The 17,554-nt window shown below is 61.9% G+C and carries 15 protein-coding genes; 10 read left to right on the forward strand and 5 right to left on the reverse strand.

The window, feature by feature from the left end; genetic code table 11:
* The first annotated feature begins 113 nt into the window (after nt 1-113).
* From ACM6IM_RS24545 to ACM6IM_RS24555, 3 genes are all read left to right on the forward strand, one after another.
* Nucleotides 114-1,418 carry a homoserine dehydrogenase gene (locus ACM6IM_RS24545; protein ID WP_201194139.1) on the forward strand — a complete coding sequence of 435 codons (1,305 nt, stop codon included), beginning with the start codon at nt 114-116 and terminating at the stop codon, nt 1,416-1,418.
* 66 nt (nt 1,419-1,484) lie between these two features.
* Nucleotides 1,485-2,894 (forward strand): threonine synthase, encoded by a 1,410-nt coding sequence (gene thrC / locus ACM6IM_RS24550; protein ID WP_192305271.1) that lies wholly within the window; start codon nt 1,485-1,487, stop codon nt 2,892-2,894.
* A gap of 313 nt (nt 2,895-3,207) precedes the next feature.
* The gene (locus ACM6IM_RS24555) at nt 3,208-3,492 is read left to right on the forward strand and encodes a DUF3509 domain-containing protein (protein WP_414866539.1); all 285 of its coding nucleotides are present in this window, start codon (nt 3,208-3,210) and stop codon (nt 3,490-3,492) included.
* 174 nt (nt 3,493-3,666) lie between these two features.
* Here the strand turns inward: ACM6IM_RS24555 and ACM6IM_RS24560 are convergent, their stop codons facing one another.
* Nucleotides 3,667-4,515, reverse strand: coding sequence for a TIGR02285 family protein (locus tag ACM6IM_RS24560; protein WP_412548004.1), 849 nt, complete (start codon nt 4,513-4,515; stop codon nt 3,667-3,669).
* Nucleotides 4,516-4,588: 73 nt separating this feature from the next.
* Complete coding sequence (locus ACM6IM_RS24565) at nt 4,589-5,788, reverse strand: CaiB/BaiF CoA transferase family protein (protein ID WP_414866540.1); 1,200 nt, start codon at nt 5,786-5,788, stop codon at nt 4,589-4,591.
* 146 nt (nt 5,789-5,934) lie between these two features.
* Here ACM6IM_RS24565 and ACM6IM_RS24570 point away from each other — a divergent pair, with 146 nt between their 5' ends.
* The 3 genes from ACM6IM_RS24570 to ACM6IM_RS24580 all read left to right on the forward strand — a co-directional run bounded on the left by ACM6IM_RS24570 (nt 5,935) and on the right by ACM6IM_RS24580 (nt 9,618).
* Nucleotides 5,935-6,477, forward strand: a complete 543-nt coding sequence (locus tag ACM6IM_RS24570) for a YaeQ family protein (RefSeq protein ID WP_192305279.1) — start codon at nt 5,935-5,937, stop codon at nt 6,475-6,477.
* A gap of 58 nt (nt 6,478-6,535) precedes the next feature.
* Nucleotides 6,536-8,245, forward strand: a complete 1,710-nt coding sequence (gene recJ / locus ACM6IM_RS24575) for a single-stranded-DNA-specific exonuclease RecJ (RefSeq protein ID WP_192305281.1) — start codon at nt 6,536-6,538, stop codon at nt 8,243-8,245.
* A 266-nt stretch (nt 8,246-8,511) separates the two neighbouring features.
* A complete protein-coding gene (locus ACM6IM_RS24580) occupies nt 8,512-9,618 on the forward strand; it encodes an NADH:flavin oxidoreductase/NADH oxidase (protein ID WP_414866541.1) in 1,107 nt (368 codons plus the stop codon).
* Between the two features lie 57 nt (nt 9,619-9,675).
* Here the strand turns inward: ACM6IM_RS24580 and ACM6IM_RS24585 are convergent, their stop codons facing one another.
* A complete protein-coding gene (locus ACM6IM_RS24585; RefSeq protein WP_192305285.1) occupies nt 9,676-10,797 on the reverse strand; it encodes an OpgC family protein in 1,122 nt (373 codons plus the stop codon).
* Between the two features lie 238 nt (nt 10,798-11,035).
* Between ACM6IM_RS24585 and ACM6IM_RS24590 the strand changes: the two genes are divergently transcribed.
* From ACM6IM_RS24590 to ACM6IM_RS24600, 3 genes are read left to right on the forward strand one after another with little or no spacing between them, the layout of a single operon-like run.
* Entirely contained in the window at nt 11,036-11,410 is a 375-nt protein-coding gene (locus tag ACM6IM_RS24590) for a GtrA family protein (RefSeq protein ID WP_192305287.1), read from the forward strand.
* Entirely contained in the window at nt 11,407-12,372 is a 966-nt protein-coding gene (locus tag ACM6IM_RS24595; protein WP_414866542.1) for a glycosyltransferase family 2 protein, read from the forward strand. The genes ACM6IM_RS24590 and ACM6IM_RS24595 overlap by 4 nt, the downstream gene beginning before the upstream one ends.
* Nucleotides 12,369-13,925: a glycosyltransferase family 39 protein gene (locus ACM6IM_RS24600; protein ID WP_414866543.1), complete on the forward strand. Its 1,557-nt coding sequence runs from the start codon at nt 12,369-12,371 to the stop codon at nt 13,923-13,925. Before ACM6IM_RS24595 ends, ACM6IM_RS24600 begins: the two co-directional genes overlap by 4 nt.
* Nucleotides 13,926-13,927: 2 nt before the next feature.
* Here ACM6IM_RS24600 and ACM6IM_RS24605 read toward each other — a convergent pair whose 3' ends face one another.
* Together ACM6IM_RS24605 and ACM6IM_RS24610 are read right to left on the reverse strand one after the other, a co-directional pair.
* Nucleotides 13,928-15,547 carry an FMN-binding glutamate synthase family protein gene (locus ACM6IM_RS24605; protein ID WP_201194123.1) on the reverse strand — a complete coding sequence of 540 codons (1,620 nt, stop codon included), beginning with the start codon at nt 15,545-15,547 and terminating at the stop codon, nt 13,928-13,930.
* Between the two features lie 164 nt (nt 15,548-15,711).
* Nucleotides 15,712-16,512, reverse strand: a complete 801-nt coding sequence (locus ACM6IM_RS24610; protein ID WP_192305296.1) for a helix-turn-helix transcriptional regulator — start codon at nt 16,510-16,512, stop codon at nt 15,712-15,714.
* A 126-nt stretch (nt 16,513-16,638) separates the two neighbouring features.
* Between ACM6IM_RS24610 and ACM6IM_RS24615 the strand changes: the two genes are divergently transcribed.
* Nucleotides 16,639-17,460 carry a carbon-nitrogen hydrolase family protein gene (locus ACM6IM_RS24615; protein WP_414866544.1) on the forward strand — a complete coding sequence of 274 codons (822 nt, stop codon included), beginning with the start codon at nt 16,639-16,641 and terminating at the stop codon, nt 17,458-17,460.
* Nucleotides 17,461-17,554: the final 94 nt, after the last annotated feature.

The raw sequence follows: 17,554 nt of genomic DNA on the forward strand, positions 1-17,554 counted from the left end.
CCCTGGCGGTCATGGTCCGGTGGCAGTATTGGCCGGACCATCAATAGAGAGCCGCGAACCTGCGGCTGTTTTCACGGCCGGCCTCGTGTCGGCCGTTTTATGGGGAGTTCACAGTGAAACCGGTCAAAGTAGGCATCTGTGGGTTAGGGACCGTCGGTGGCGGAACCTTCAACGTACTTCAGCGCAACGCCGAGGAAATTGCTCGTCGTGCCGGGCGTGGGATCGAAGTGGCACAAATTGCCATTCGCACGCCAAAGCCTCAGTTCCAAACGACCGGTATTGCGATTACCACCGATGTCTTCGAAGTGGCCACGAACCCTGAGATCGACATCGTCATAGAGCTGATGGGCGGCTATACCGTTGCCCGGGAGCTGGTACTCAAGGCCATCGAGAATGGCAAGCATGTGGTCACCGCGAACAAGGCGCTTATCGCCGTTCACGGTAATGAGATTTTCGCCAAGGCGCGCGAGAAGGGCGTGATTGTCGCGTTCGAAGCGGCCGTGGCCGGTGGCATTCCGGTGATCAAGGCGATCCGTGAAGGCCTGTCTGCCAACCGTATCAACTGGGTGGCGGGCATCATCAACGGCACCGGCAACTTCATCCTGACGGAAATGCGCGAGAAGGGTCGCACCTTCGAAGACGTGTTGGTCGAGGCCCAGGCACTGGGGTACGCCGAAGCGGATCCAACCTTCGACGTCGAAGGCATCGATGCAGCGCACAAGCTGACGATCCTGGCGTCCATCGCGTTCGGTATCCCGCTGCAGTTCGACAAGGCCTACACCGAAGGCATCACCAAGCTGACCACCGCTGACGTGAACTACGCCGAGGCGCTGGGCTACCGCATCAAGCACCTCGGCGTGGCGCGCAGCACTGCCGCCGGCATCGAGTTGCGCGTGCACCCGACGCTGATCCCTGCCGATCGCCTGATCGCCAACGTCAACGGGGTGATGAACGCGGTGATGGTCAACGGCGATGCTGCCGGCTCGACCCTGTTCTACGGTGCGGGTGCCGGCATGGAGCCGACCGCTTCGTCGGTGATCGCCGACCTGGTGGATGTGGTTCGCGCCATGACTTCCGATCCGGAGAACCGCGTGCCGCACCTGGCCTTCCAGCCGGATTCGCTGTCGGCCCATCCGATCCTGCCGATCGAAGCCTGCGAAAGCGCCTATTACCTGCGCATCCAGGCCAAGGACCATCCGGGCGTACTGGCCCAGGTGGCGAGCATCTTGTCGGAGCGTGGCATCAACATCGAATCGATCATGCAGAAAGAAGTCGAAGAGCATGACGGCCTGGTGCCGATGATCCTGCTGACCCACCGTGTGCTGGAGCAGCATATCAACGACGCGATCGCCGCCCTGGAAGCCCTGGCTGGCGTAGTCGGCCCGGTGGTGCGGATCCGCGTCGAGCACCTGAACTAAGCCGTTATCGTTCACCGGGCCCGTCACCGGGCCCGGCTTTGCGAACACTGTCCATTGGAGTCAGTCATGCGTTACATCAGTACCCGCGGCCAGGCACCGGCCTTGAATTTCGAAGACGTCCTGCTGGCCGGTCTGGCCACTGACGGCGGTTTGTACGTCCCGGAAAACCTGCCCCGTTTCACCCAGGAAGAAATCGCTTCCTGGGCCGGCCTGCCGTATCACGAGCTGGCTTTCCGCGTCATGCGCCCGTTCGTGACCGGCAGCATTCCGGACGCCGATTTCAAGAAGATCCTGGAAGAAACCTACGGGGTCTTCGCCCACAGCGCCGTGGCCCCGCTGCGTCAGTTGAACGGCAATGAATGGGTGCTGGAGCTGTTCCACGGCCCAACCCTGGCGTTCAAGGATTTCGCCCTGCAACTGCTCGGCCGCCTGCTCGACTACGTGCTGGAAAAACGCGGTGAGCGCGTGGTGATCGTCGGTGCGACCTCCGGCGATACCGGTTCGGCCGCCATCGAAGGCTGCAAGCACTGCGAAAACGTCGACATCTTCATCCTCCACCCGCATAACCGGGTGTCGGACGTGCAACGTCGACAGATGACCACTATCTTCGGTGAGAACATCCACAACATCGCCATCGAAGGCAACTTCGATGACTGCCAGGAAATGGTCAAGGCCAGCTTCGCCGACCAGAGCTTCCTCAAGGGCACGCGCCTGGTGGCGGTGAACTCGATCAACTGGGCGCGGATCATGGCCCAGATCGTCTACTACTTCCACGCCGCCCTGCAGTTGGGCGGTCCGGCGCGCTCGGTATCGTTCTCGGTGCCGACCGGCAACTTCGGCGACATCTTCGCCGGTTACCTGGCGCGCAACATGGGCCTGCCGATCAACCAGTTGATCGTTGCCACCAACCGCAACGACATCCTGCACCGCTTCATGAGCGGCAACCAGTACGTCAAGGAAACCCTGCACGCCACGTTGTCGCCGTCGATGGACATCATGGTGTCGTCGAACTTCGAACGCCTGCTGTTCGACCTGCACGGTCGCAACGGCGCGGCGATCGCCGGCCTGATGGACAGCTTCAAGCAGGGTGGCGGTTTCAGTGTCGAGCAGGAGCGCTGGACCGAAGCCCGCAAGCTGTTCGACTCGTTGGCCGTGGATGACGCGCAAACCTGCGAAACCATCGCCGAAGTCTTCGAGCAGACCGGCGAAGTGCTGGACCCGCACACCGCCATCGGCGTCAGGGCCGCACGCGAATGCCGCCGCAGCCTGGACATCCCGATGGTGATCCTGGGCACCGCACACCCGGTCAAGTTCCCCGATGCGGTGGAGAAGGCCGGCGTTGGCAAGGCGCTGGAACTGCCTGCGCACCTGGCGGACCTGTTCGAGCGTGACGAGCGCTGCACCGTGCTGCCAAACGAGCTGAAAGCCGTGCAGGCCTTCGTCAGCCAGCATGGCAATCGCGGCAAGCCGTTGTAACCGGCGTCCACCGACATCGCGGGCTTTCCTCGCCCCCTGTGGGAGCGAGCCTGCTCGCGATTGCGGTGTGTCAGCCTGACATTCCTTTACTGACAGCCCCTCATCGCGAGCAGGCTCGCTCCCACAGAGGGAGGCATCCGTCCTCCCGACCAGCGCCACGCCGCTGTTTTTTCCCTGTCATATTCCCCATGCATCCTCGGACCAGAGACGCAGCTTCGCGCTCTGCATCCCGAACTTTCTTCTCGTGCCGGCGGTCATTTACTGTAGACACGCCCCTGGCACTTCGTTTTCGGACTATTGAGTGGTGATCGAGATGGAAAGTATCTGCCTATTGCTCGGTGAGGCTCTGAGCCCGTATCAGGTGACATTGACCCCGTCAGGCACCCACGGCGAATGCCTGGTGACCTTGAAGAGCGCCACCGGCGCTATCGTCGTCGAACGACCTTTCAACCAGGCTCAGTTGACCGACAAGCGTTTGCTCACCGATGTGGTCGACGGTTTGCACCGCGATCTGATGATTGCCGAAGGGCGCCTGGAGCCCTGTGTGATTGCGGCGTTGCGCAATGCCGCACAGGAAAAGCTCGTGGCTCGCGCTTAAGTGAATTTTCTTTCACGGGAACCTTCCCGGCCCAACGCCGGTCAGAGTTTGTAACAGCAGGATCAAGCATTGTGCTCCGGTGCTTGCCGCTTGCTGCCACTGGTCTTGATATAGGCCACGTTTAACCCCGAGTCGTCTCCCCACTTCTCGGGGTTTCTTTTTGCCCGCGATTTGTCACGGCCGCCCTTGTTGCTCGAAATACGCCCTGGATTCCTCCAGGTAGGCGCTGCGACTTTCCGGGTCCAGCCATGCAGAGTAGGCCTCGCTCAAATGCTGGTGAGGCAGTTTGCGCAGCAACTGGTTGATCTCGCTGATTGCCTGCCGGCCCTTGGGCGTGTCGGTACAACCGATGTACCCCGACAGGTACTTTTCCGCACCCCGGATCGGATAAAACTGCAGCTCATCCTCCGCAATACCCTGCTGTTGGGCCTGGTAGCGAATCTCCGGGCGGTAGCCCAGCAGGAAGCGCAAACGACCCAGGCGCTGCATCTGCAGCAGGCTGCCCAGGGCATCGTTGCCGTAGTGCGGGGTCAGCGCCTCGGCCGGCGCCCGTTTGAGCAACGCATCCAGGTACTCGCCATAGTTGCGTTCGGCAATCACGCCCAATTGCTCGCGACCGCTGGCCAGCAATTGCGCCAGGTCCACTTCGCCGTCGTGCAGGTAGGGGGCAATCACTTCATGATCGACCCGGCGCACGGCCAGGCCGTTACTCATGGCACGAAACACCGGGATGGAAAACGCGATCCAGCGCTCGCGTTCCCGGCTCCAGTTCAAGGCCGCATCGCACGTCAGGGAAGGCTCGTGGAGCATTTGCAGGGCGCGGGCGCGATTGACCCGCATCAGGACATGCCGGTATTGCGGCATGTCTGCGGTCAACAGGGGCAACAACTGGTCGATCACGCCCTGGCCCTTTTTCGGCCCTTCGAAAATCGTCAGTGGGGGCAGGTCGCGCAAGAGCCAGATCAGGGTTTCCCTGGGTTGGGCCATGGCCGAAGGCACCGGGCCGGCGAGCAGCCAAGCCATCGCGAACGTGCATGCGACCTTCACACCCCACGACAAGTTGTGCGGGGTGAGGGGCGCAAGCGGGCGCCTCAGCTTAGATGGCCCCGTCTTTGCGCAGCTGTGCGATCTGTTCCGTGTCGTAGCCAAGATCGTTGAGTACCTGCACATTGTGTTCGCCCAACTGCGGCCCGACCCATTGCGAAGTGCCAGGTGTCTCTGAGAGTTTCGGCACGATTCCCGGCATCTTGAAATCTTTGCCATCCGGCAGCTTCGCCTTCAAGAACATTTCCCGCGCCAGGTATTGCGGATCGCTGAACATGTCCTCGGCACTGAAGATACGGCTGGCGGGCACCTCGGCCTGATTCAACTGCTGCATGACCGTGTCCAGCGGCAGCGAGTTGACCCAGCGATCGATGACCCCATAAAGCTCGTCCCGGCGGCTGTCGCGCCCGTCGTTGCTGGCCAGCGTCGGGTCGTTGGCCAGGTCTTCGCGGCCGATGACCCGCATGAAGCGCTTGAAGATCGCGTCGCCGTTGGCGCCGATCTGCACGTGCTTGCCATCGGCGCTGGTGTGGATCGACGACGGCGTGATGCCCGGCATGATGTTGCCGGTACGTTCACGGATGAAACCGAACACGTCGAACTCCGGGACCATGCTTTCCATCATGGCGAAGATCGCTTCGTACAACGCCACATCGACCACCTGGCCGAGGCCGCCGTTGACTTCGCGATGACGCAGCGCCATCAGCGCCCCGATCACGCCCCACAGCGCGGCAATCGAGTCACCGATGGAAATCCCGGTGCGTACCGGTGGCCGGTCCTCGAAACCGGTGATGTAGCGCAGACCGCCCATGGACTCGCCGACGGCGCCGAAGCCTGGCTGATCCTTCATCGGGCCGGTCTGGCCGAACCCCGACAGGCGCACCATGACCAGCCTCGGGTTCAGTTCGTGCAGGACGTCCCAACCCAGGCCGAGCTTCTCCAGGACACCGGGGCGAAAGTTCTCGATCAGGATGTCCGCCTCGCCCAGCAGTTTTTTCAGGATCGCCAGGCCCTGCGGGTGTTTCAGGTTCAGGGTCAGGGACTTCTTGTTCCGTGCCTGGACGAACCACCAGAGGGAAGTGCCTTCGTACAGCTTGCGCCATTTGCGCAATGGATCGCCGCCATCGGGAGACTCGATCTTGATCACTTCGGCACCGAATTCACCGCAGATGCGCGAGGCAAACGGCCCGGCAATCAACGTGCCCAGTTCGATGATTTTCACCCCTGAGAGGGGTTTGGCGGATAACGACATGCTGAATCCTGTAGGACAAGGCTTGGCTGATAGAGCGTTTTAGCACAGCCAACCGTCCGGCGCGCAAGGTTGATGGTCAGCAATTCGTTGAATGCCCGTCGCATCGGTTAGACTTGCCGCCTTTCCACGTATCAAGAAGCCCGTTCATGGCCCAGCCGTCCACGACCTACAAGTTTGAACTGAACCTCACCGACCTCGACCGCAGCATCTACGAGTCAGTGAAGCAGACCATCGCCCGTCATCCGTCGGAAACCGAAGAGCGCATGGCCGTGCGCCTGCTGGCCTACGCCCTTTGGTACAACGAACAGCTGTCGTTTGGCCGCGGTCTGTCGGACGTTGATGAGCCGGCACTGTGGGAAAAGAGCCTGGACGATCGCGTCCTGCACTGGATCGAAGTGGGCCAGCCGGACGTCGATCGCCTGACCTGGTGCTCGCGCCGTACCGAACGCACCAGCCTGCTGGCCTACGGCAGCCTGCGTGTCTGGGAAGGCAAGGTGATCCCGGCGATCAAGAACCTGAAGAACGTGCACATTGCGGCCGTTCCGCAGGATGCCCTGGACATTCTGTCCAAGGACATGCCACGGGTGATCAAATGGGACGTGATGATCAGTGACGGGACGATTTTCGTGACCGACGACCGGGGTCAGCACGAAGTCCAGTTGCAGTGGCTGAGCGGCGAACGCGGCTGATTTTTCAGCGTATCGTCCGGTTTTATCCTACGTATCCAAGAGAAGCACCTGTCACCCCATGCGCATCGAACCTCGCCTGTTGCCCGAAACCCTGCCATTCCTCGGTGATCTGCCGCCGCTGCTGACGCGTCTGTACGCGGCGCGGGGCGTGCAGACCGAGGCTGAACTGGACAAGAGCCTGGCACGGCTGATTCCGTTTCAGCAGCTCAAGGGCATCGACGCGGCGGTCGATCTGCTGGTGACGGCCCTGGAGCAGCGCCAGCGGATTCTGATCGTCGGCGACTTCGACGCGGACGGCGCCACGGCCAGCACCGTGGGCACGCTGGGCCTGCGCCTGTTGGGCGCCGCGCATGTCGACTACCTGGTGCCGAACCGTTTCGAGTACGGCTACGGCCTGACACCGGAAATCGTCGAGGTGGCGCTGACCCGTGGGCCGCAGCTGTTGATCACCGTGGACAATGGCATCTCCAGCGTCGAGGGCGTGGCGGCAGCGAAGAAGGCCGGGCTCAAGGTGCTGGTCACTGATCACCACTTGCCGGGCGACGAGCTGCCGCTGGCCGATGCCATCGTCAATCCTAACCAGCCCGGTTGCGACTTTCCGAGCAAGGCACTGGCCGGTGTCGGGGTGATTTTTTATGTGCTGATGGCCTTGCGCGCGCGGTTGCGCAGCCTCGGCTGGTACAACAGCCAGCCGCAGCCGAATATCGGCGAGTTGCTCGATCTGGTGGCGCTGGGCAGCGTCGCCGACGTGGTGCCGCTGGATGCCAATAACCGGATCCTGGTGCACCAGGGCCTGGAGCGGATTCGCGCCGGGCGTGCGCGGCCGGGGATCAAGGCGATCCTCGAAGTTGCCAAGCGCGACCCTGCGCGCATCACCTCCACCGACCTGGGGTTCATCGTCGGTCCGCGCTTGAATGCGGCGGGGCGCCTGGATGACATGAGCCTGGGCATCGAGTGCCTGCTCACCGAGGATGCCGCTGTCGCCCGGGACATGGCCGCCCAGCTCGACGGCATGAACCAGGACCGCAAATCCATCGAACAGGGCATGCAGCGCGAGGCGCTGGCCCAGCTCAAGGATTTGCCGGTGGAATCGATGCCGTTCGGCCTGTGCCTGTTCGACCCCGAGTGGCACCAGGGGGTGATCGGCATCCTGGCGTCGCGCATGAAAGAGCGCTATTTCCGCCCGACCATCGCCTTTGCCGATGCCGGCGACGGCCTGCTCAAGGGCTCGGGGCGCTCGGTCCAGGGGTTTCATATCCGCGACGCCCTGAGCGTGGTCGCGGCGCAGCATCCCGACCTGATCAGCAAGTACGGCGGCCACGCGATGGCGGCGGGCCTGACGCTGCCCGAAGCGAATTTCCCGCTGTTCGCCGAAGCCTTCGACGCCGAAGTGCGCCGGCAATTGCGCGAAGAAGACCTGACCGGGCGCCTGCTGTCCGACGGTACGCTGGCGGTCGAGGAGTTTCACCTCGAGCTGGCCCGTGCCTTGCGCCATGCCGGCCCTTGGGGCCAGCACTTCCCGGAGCCGTTGTTTCACGGAGTGTTCCAACTGGTGGAGCAGCGCGTGGTTGGCGAGCGGCACCTCAAGGTGGTGCTCAAAAGCGAGTGCGGCTCGGTGAAGCTCGATGGCATCGCGTTCGGCATCGACCGCGATATCTGGCCGAACCCGACGATCAAATGGGTCGAACTGGCCTACAAACTCGACCTCAACGAGTTTCGCGGGGTTGAAACCGTACAGCTGATGATTGCCCACATCGAGCCGCGTTAAGCCATCGCGAGCCGGCTCGCCCCCACGGGATTTGCATGTGCCACGTGGAAGCGAGCCGGCTCGCGAAGCGATTTCCGTCCCGCGAATCCCGCGGAACCCTCCGCCATCCCCCATTGTCGACTAGGCTCTAAGCACTGCTTGATTGGCCTTGTGACGTCTTGTCGAATTGTTTGCCCGCGGGGGCGGGTGCTGCGCCTTCTTTCCTGTCACTCGTCGACTTGTCAAACAGAACCCTGGAGCCTGACCACTGATTCGAGAGGTGCCCCATGAGTCTGCTGCTTGAACCCTACACCCTTCGCCAACTGACCCTGCTCAACCGCATCGCGGTGTCGCCAATGTGCCAGTATTCCAGCGTCGATGGCCTGGCCAATGACTGGCACCTGGTGCACCTTGGCAGCCGTGCAGTGGGCGGCGCGGGGCTGATTTTTACCGAAGCCACGGCCGTGACGGCCGATGGACGCATCACCGCGCAAGACCTCGGTTTGTGGAATGACCAACAAATCGAACCGCTGCAACGCATCACGCGTTTCATTGCCGCCCAGGGGGCTGTCGCGGGCATCCAGCTGGCACACGCCGGGCGCAAGGCGAGCACCCATCGCCCATGGATCGGCAAACACGGCAGCGTCAAGCCCGAAGACGGCGGCTGGACCCCGGTCGGTCCGTCGCCCATTGCCTTTGACCCGCAACACACGCAACCCAAGCCGCTGGATGAAGGTGAAATCGCCGAGGTCATCCAGGCCTTCGTGGTGGCGGCACAACGTGCATTGACCGCCGGTTTCAAGGTGGTCGAGGTCCACGCCGCGCATGGTTACCTGCTGCATCAATTTCTCTCGCCGCTGAGCAACCAGCGGCGCGATCAATATGGCGGTTCGTTCGAAAACCGCATTCGTCTGGTGTTGCAAGTCACCGAAGCGGTGCGTGCGGTGTGGCCCGAGGAGCTGCCGGTGTTTGTCCGTGTCTCGGCCACCGATTGGGTCGAGGACGGCTGGAACCCTGATGAAACCGTGGAACTGGCGCGACGCCTGAGGGACCTTGGGGTGGACCTGATCGACGTGTCCTCGGGCGGCACGGCGGCCAACGCGGAAATTCCCACGGGCCCCGGCTACCAGACCCGTTTCGCCGAGCGGGTGCGCAAGGAATCCGGCATGGCCACCGGCACCGTCGGGATGATCACTGAACCGGCCCAGGCCGAGCACATTCTGCGCACGTGCCAGGCCGACATCATTTTCCTGGCCCGCGAACTGTTGCGCGATCCGTACTGGCCGCTGCACGCGGACGACGACCTGGGCGGGCGCAAGGCGGTCTGGCCGGCGCAGTACCAACGCGCGACCCACCGCGATCAGCCGATCCATGAGGCGGATTTGCGCGATTGATTGAATCGACACAACTCCGGCCGGGCTCCCCTGTAGGAGCAAGCTTGCTCCTACAGTTCAGGCCGGTACGGCGTGCGTGCGATTCAACCGCTTGTTGAACTCCAGCCACGCCCCCAGCAGGGCCATCAATCCGGCGCCCACCAGTGCAGTGAATATCTGCATGGCAAACGCGTCGTCGGTCATGGCGTTGATCATGTCGGCCAACGGTGCCAGCAGTACCCCGAGGCAGAAGATTTCCAGGGAGTAACGCCCCATGCGACAGGATTGTTGCGCCAGCCAGTTTTGCGTCCAGCCGGTGTCCGGCAGCAGCCTGGCCGTGACATACGCCATGGCCAGGAAATGCAGGAGCCGCACGGGGGACAGGTCGGTCTTGCTGATCGGGTACAGCAAGTTGCTCAGCCAGGCTGGCATCACGGCGTCGTGTATTTCCGGCCAACGCCAGGAGAGGGTGATCACGCCGGTGATGACCACGTACAAAGCCGCGCTGACAAATAACGGCTGACGGGCCAGCGGCCGGGTATCGGGCAAGCGCGCCTGCTGGCCGTGGCTGGCCGCGGCACCGCCGAGCACGAACAGCAACTGCCAGACGACCGGGTTGAAGTACCACACGCCATCCTTGATGGCCGCCAGGTTCCAGCCGAACCACGGCGCCAGCAGGTACACCGTCAACGACACCGCCACCGCGATCCAGGCCTTGTGCACCAGCAGCGGCAGCGCCAGCGGCAAACCGGCCAGCAACACGATGTACAGCGGCAGTGGGTCCATGAGGTTCGGTTTAAAGCGCAGCAGCAGTTCATCCGTGAGGGCCTGCTGCGGGTTGGTGATGAAATGCTGCATGCCCATTTCTTCCACCAGGTCCCGGGTTTCCACGTGGCTGTTGGCGAAGAACACGATGCCCATCAGCATCGCCAGAAGGAAAATGTGCACCACGTAGAGCACCCAGGCGCGGCGCAGGATTTTCAGGCAGGCGAACAGGTAACCGTCGCGCTTGAGGATTTTCCCGTAGGCCAGGACGGCGGCATAACCGGCCAGGAACACGAATATCTCGGCGGCGTCGCTGAAACCGAAGTTGCGCGGGGTGATTTGCCCCAGGGGGTTGTGCGGAACGTGATCCCAGAAGATGAAGATCAGCGCCAGGCCGCGGAAAAAGTCGATTCGGTGATCGCGTTCAGACGTCATGACAGCGGGCTCGTGAACGGGTGTTGATGTGAAGATTGCGCAGCGCCAGTGTCGCGCGCCGCACATAGCGGCGCGCAGGGTGGCGTGATTCGCCAATAAATGCAAAGTGGGGATATTACGGGATGTTGAAGTGTTGTTTAACCGCTGGTCCGAAAACGACCATGACCTGTGATTTCTGACAGTAGACAGGCGTGCCTGCAGCCAGGACTGTAGGCAGCAGTTAAACAGGGCTTTCAACATGCGACGGTTATGGAAAGGCTTTTCCAGCTATGCCGTGATTGGGGTCGCCAACACCCTCATTCATTGGCAGATGTTCTTCGTCTTGACCACGGCCGCCGAGCTCAGCCAGGCACTGGGCAATTTCCTGGCGTTTTGCGTTGCCGCCTCGTTTTCCTTCTATGTGAACGCCGTCTATACGTTCAACTCGCGGGTGTCGATGTGGCGCTACCTGCTCTTCGTCGGCTTCATGGGCATGCTCAGCTACGGCCTGGGCTTCATCGCTGACAGCTATGGCATACGCCGTCTGGTGACGGTCGTTACGTTTTCGCTGCTGAGTCTGTTCCTGGGTTTTCTCTACGCCAGGTTTGTCGTGTTTCGGGACGCTGAAGCTTGAACATTTCGCTGGTCGTGCCGGTGTACAACGAGGAGTTGGCCATTCAGGGATTCTATCGAGCGGTGCGCAATGAACCTTCCCTGAGTGCGCACCGGATCGAAATCATATTCATCAACGATGGCAGCTCCGATAGCACGGCGGATCTGGCCCAGGCCATCGCGCTGCACGATGCCGATGTGGTCTTGATCAATTTCTCGCGCAACTTCGGCAAGGAGCCCGCGTTGTTCGCCGGCCTGGAGTACGCCAGTGGCGATGTCGTCATCCCCATGGACGTTGATCTGCAAGACCCGATAGACGTTATTCCAAGATTGATCAGCGAATGGCAAAACGGCGCCGACGTCGTACTGGCCAAACGTCTTCATCGGTCCTGCGATAGCCTCCTCAAGCGTCATTTTGCGGCTTTGTTCTATCAATTGCTCAACCGGATGGCTTCGACCCGCATCGAAGAAAATGTGGGCGACTTTCGCTTGATGGACAGGAAAGTCGTGGAGGTGATCAAGGGCCTGCCAGAGCAGCAGTTGTATATGAAGGGCGTGTTGTCCTGGGCTGGGTTCACAACATCCATTGTCGAATACGAGCGGGCTCCACGGGCTGTCGGGCGGAGCAAGTTCAATGGTTGGAAGTTGTGGAACCTGGCGCTGGAAGGCATCACTTCGTTCAGCACCGTGCCGCTGCGGGTCTGGTCCTACGTGGGCGGCGTCATTTCGCTGATGGCGCTGGGCTATGCGGTCTACATGGTGCTGGACAAGCTGCTGTTCGGCAACGATGTGCGCGGGTACCCGTCGCTGATGACTGCAGTTCTGTTTCTGGGCGGAGTCCAACTGATCGGTATCGGCATTCTTGGCGAATACATCGGGCGGATCTATATGGAGGCCAAGCATCGGCCGCGGTATGTGATCAAGGACATCGTGAGAGGTCAGAACGTGCAGGCTGACCCTCTCCCGATGCAGAGAGTGAAATGACCGCGGCGCCACGCCTGATGGACGGCCTGGCCAGCAAGCAGCGTTGGCGCGGGTACCCGCTGGCACTTTTTGCGCTGGTGGCGCTGGCCTTCATCGTCAGGTTCCATGGCATTGCGATTCCCGTCATCTGGTTCGACGAAAGTTTCAGTCTGCTGCTGGCCGAACGATCCCCTGGGCAAATCTGGAACATTACAGCGGGCGATGTTCATCCACCCTTGTATTACGTGATGCTGCATTACTGGATGTGGCTGTTTGGCAGGGGTGCGGCGAGCGTGCGCACGCTCAGCGTGACGCTGGACATCGGCACCTTGCTGCTGTGTATGCAACTGATAAGCCTGGTCGCCAGCCGCCGGGCCGCCTGTATCGCCGGCTTGCTGTTTGCGCTGCTGCCCATATCGATCCGTTACAGCCAGGAAGCGCGCATGTATACGCTGATCGGTTTCTGGCTGATGGCGGCGACTGTCGTGCTGGTCTGCTGGGGGCGGCAACCGCACTTCAAACGCTATCCGGTGATGTATGTGCTGTTGATGGCGGCGGCGTTTTACACCCACTACTTTGCCGCGCTGTGCGTGTTGGTGCATTGGTTGTATTGGTCGGGGCTGGGCAGCGGCGCTTCCGTGTTACTGCCCGCGCGGCAATGGTTGACGGCTAACGTCGCGATTGTCGTGCTGTATTTGCCCTGGGTGCCGAACTTTGTTCGACAGGTGTCACACAGTCAGGGCATCGAGTGGATCGCGCCGTCGACCTGGCAATTGCTGCCTGAATTCTTTGCGCGATCGGCCGTTATGATTTCAGTCACGAACCAAGGGGCAGGATGGGCGCTTGGGGTTTCGGCGTTGATCCTCGCCTGCGCAGGGCTGGCATTGCGTGACCGGCGACGGGAGCGTCGAGCGATGTGGCTGCTCATCCATTACGGGTTTTTGCCGGTCATTGTCCTGTTCACGCTGTCTTGGGTCGTTCCCATTTTCGTATCCCGATACCTGCTCTTCTGCGTCGTGGGTTTGCCCATGGTCGTCGCCATTGCCCTGGATAAACTGGCGGAGCATCGCCCGCTCTGCGCTTTCCTCTGCCTGTGCCTGGCGGTGGCAGGCGAAACCTATGGATTGCAGCGAGTCTACGCACAGCAGGATTCATTGGAGGGAACGTTCGTTCGTTACGTAGGCAGGGTCGACATCGTGGTAGAAGAGTTGAAACGCCAGGCCGACAGGAGCGATGAGGTCGTTGTCGACGGGTTCTTCTGGTATCTGCCGTTCAGTTACTACAATGACACCGGGGTCCAGCCGAGGCTCTACACGACCGACCCGCCGATCAAGGGCCAGGGCCCGTGGTTGTTCATTCCCCAGGAGCGGATTCTTTCCAGCGACCTGTCATCCGTCACGTTTCACTCGGACAGAGTCTGGTGGGTGAACAATCGACTCGATCTGCAAAGCGTCCCGCCATTCCCCGAGGGTTGGAGGTGGATGAGGACTATTAAGGCCGGGCGCATCGGCGTGCATCTGTTCGTTCGGGAACACCGCGCTGAAAGCCCCCAGGCCTCCAGCGCCGTGCGGTGATGTCACGCCGCTGCCACGTCATTAGGCTCAAAACTGTCCGCCCGCGCCATCTGCCACATCCGCGAATAGAATTCGCCGTTCACTTCGCCGGTCAGCAGTTCCCCTGGCTTGAGGAAGACGTGCAACTGCGAGAACAGCTTGATCTCGGTCGCCGACATGCGTCGCACCAGGTGCTTGGCCGACAGTTGCGACGGGTGTTCGAGGCCGGCGGCGGCGAGCATTTCGGCCAGGCCCTTGAGGGTGTTGCGGTGGAAGTTGTAGACGCGCTGGGCCTTGTCCGGCACCACCAGGGCGCGCTGGCGCAGGGTGTCCTGGGTGGCGACGCCGGTCGGGCACTTGTTGGTGTGGCAGCTTTGCGACTGGATGCAGCCGATGGCGAACATGAAGCCGCGCGCCGAGTTGGCCCAGTCGGCACCGATGGCCAGGACGCTGGCGATGTCGAAGGCGCTGACGATCTTGCCGCTGGCGCCGAGTTTGATCTTGTCCCGCAGGTTCAGGCCGACCAGGGTGTTGTGCACGAACAGCAGGCCTTCGCGCATCGGCACGCCGATGTGGTCGGTGAACTCCACCGGCGCAGCGCCGGTGCCGCCTTCCTTGCCATCGATGACAATGAAGTCCGGCAGGATGCCGGTTTCCAGCATCGCCTTGGCGATGCCCATGAATTCCCAGGGATGGCCCAGGCACAGTTTGAAGCCCACCGGTTTGCCACCCGACAGTTCACGCAACTGCTGGATGAACTGCATCAGTTCGATCGGCGTGGAAAACGCGCTGTGTCGCGATGGCGAGATGCAGTCTTCGCCCATCAGGATGCCCCGGGTCTCGGCGATTTCCCGGGTGACTTTGTGTTTGGGCAGAATCCCGCCGTGGCCGGGTTTGGCGCCCTGGCTCATCTTGATCTCGATCATCCGCACTTGCGGTGTCTGCGCCTGGGCGGCAAAACGTTCCGGGTCGAAGCGACCGTCTGCGGTCCGGCAACCGAAATAGCCGCTGCCGAGTTCCCAGGTCAGGTCGCCGCCGTTTTCCCGGTGATAGGCACTGATGCTGCCTTCGCCGGTGTCGTGGGCGAAGTTGCCGAGCTTGGCGCCCTGGTTCAGCGCGCGAATGGCGTTGGCGCTGAGCGAGCCGAAGCTCATGGCCGAGATGTTGAACACCGAGGCCGAATACGGCTGCGTGCACTGCGGGCCGCCCACCGTGACGCGGAAACTGCTCGGGTCGCTCAACGGTGCCGGGCGCATCGAATGGCCGATGAATTCGAAGCCGGACTGATACACGTCGATCAGGGTGCCGAAGGGTTTGTCGGCGCTTTCGTTCTTGGCCCGCGAGTAGACCAGCGAGCGCTGGGCCCGGGAGAAGGGCAGGGCGTCGCTGTCGGATTCGAGCAGGTACTGGCGGATTTCCGGGCGAATCCCCTCGACCAGATAACGGATGTTGCCCAGGATCGGGTAATTGCGGCGCACCGCGTGAGGGCTTTGCAGCAGATCGAACACGCCGATCAGGCTGAGCACCAAGGTGACGGCGGTGATTGGCCAGAGCCAGTCATGCTCCAGGAAGGGCAGGCTGGCGAGGGTGAAGATCACGCACGCGGCAAAGAAGGCATAGCGGCTCAGGAGTGACAGGCTCATACGGTTTCCTTGGTTCGGACTCAATAGCGTGGCTGATGACAACATTGTGAGAGCGAGCCCTGCTCGCGAAAGCGTCGGGTCAGTCGACGTCAAGGTTGAATCAACAATCGTATTCGTCGGAGTGCCGCCCAGAGTCGGCTCGCTCCCACATGAAGGCTGCGCAATCAGGCATTTTGCGCCTGCAGAAAAATCGAAAACAGCTCCGACTGGGACTTGATCCCCAGCTTGCTGTACATGTGTTTCTTATGGACTTTCACGGTTTCGACGGAGATTTCCAGCTTGCGGGCGATTTCCTTGCTCGAGCAGCCGCTGAGCATCAGGCGCCCGACGTCCAGCTCCCGGGCGGTCAGTTGAGCGCCCTTGAGTTGCTGCACCGAGGCTTCCAGTTGCACTCGCCAGTCACCCTGCACCGGCGCGGGCGCGAGGGCCACGACCTCGTTGATTTCGTACGGCAGGCGCTGGCGCAACAGGCCGAGCACCCACGGCTGGATCAACGACAGCAGGGCAATCTGCCCGGCGCTGAAGCGTTGCTTGCTGCCCAGTGACAGACACAGCGTGCGCTCGCCTTCGAGCTGACAATTAAACTGGATTTCGTCAGCCACGACATTCACACGAAAGTATCGTTGATAGTACTCGGTGAGTTCGAAATGCTCCGGTGCCACTTCCGATAAACGGTAGAGGCCGGTGCGCGACTGCTCGCGACAGGCGATGTAGAACGGGTCGAGCAGGTACAGGCCGCGCAGGTAATCCTGGAACAACGGGTCGGGGCCGCCATCTTCGCCGGGGCACTCGGCGAACACCTGCGGGTGTTGATCGGCGCTGAACAGCAGCGCGACCCAGCTGTCACAGGGCACGTATTGATCGAGCAGGCGCACCAGTTGCGTCCAGAAATTGGGCTTGTCCAGTGCGTCGATCAGTTGCCCTACCGAACGGTGCCAGGCGATGTCGTCCAGCGCGAGTGTCATGGCTCTACCCCTATGGTGTTACCCCGGCCGCGTGATTCCCTGGCCGGTTGCTTGCTGCGCATACTGGCGCACAGACACCGACCGGGCAATCTTTCTGCCGCCCGGCCACCAGAACAAGGGATACCCATGAAGGTCGAACTCGCCCAATTGGCGGGCCGTGACAACGACACGGCTTACAACCTCGAACGCGCACTGGCAGCGATTGCCGGCTGCGCGGCCGACACGCACTTGATCATGTTTCCGGAAAGCCACCTGATGGGCTTCCCGTCGGCCGCTACCGTCGCCGCCGTGGCGGAACCGCTGGACGGCACGAGCGTCAGCGCGATTGTCGCTGCGGCCCGTGAACGCAATGTGGCCGTGGTGATCGGCACCGCCGAAAATGATAACGGCCGGTTCTTCAACACCACCCTGCTGATTACCCCCGAAGGCATCGCCCTGAAATACCGCAAGACCCATCTGTGGGCCTCGGATCGCGGCGTGTATGAAGCGGGTGACCGCTACGCCACCTGCCTGTGGAACGGTGTGCGGGTCGGGCTACTGATCTGCTACGACATCGAATTCCCGGAAACCGCCCGCGCCCTGGCGCAACTGGGCGCCGAACTGTTGATCGTCACCAACGGCAACATGGACCCCTACGGCCCGACGCACCGCACCGCGATCATGGCCCGCGCCCAGGAAAACCAGGCGTTCGCGGTGATGGTCAACCGGGTGGAGGCGGGTGACGGCGGCTTGCTGTTTGCCGGCGGCAGTGCGCTGGTCGATCCGCTGGGCACATTGCTGTTCGAGGCCGGCCGCGAGGAAGGTCAGTTCGCGGTGGAACTGGACCTGAACCGACTGAAGGCGGCGCGCCAGGATTATCGCTACCTGGATGACCAGCGGCTGAAGCTGCCGGGGACAGTGGTTGAGCATGCTTGTGGGTTGCGGGAGTTGCTGATTCCCAACGGCTGATCCGCAGTTTTGTGCCGGTCGGGCCGACGCCATCGCGGGCAAGCCCGCTCCCACAGGGATCTGCGGTGGATACCGGCGTCGTGAACGCCACACA

The sequence above is a fragment of the Pseudomonas sp. IT-P12 genome (genome assembly GCF_949767465.1).
GTDB lineage: Bacteria > Pseudomonadota > Gammaproteobacteria > Pseudomonadales > Pseudomonadaceae > Aquipseudomonas.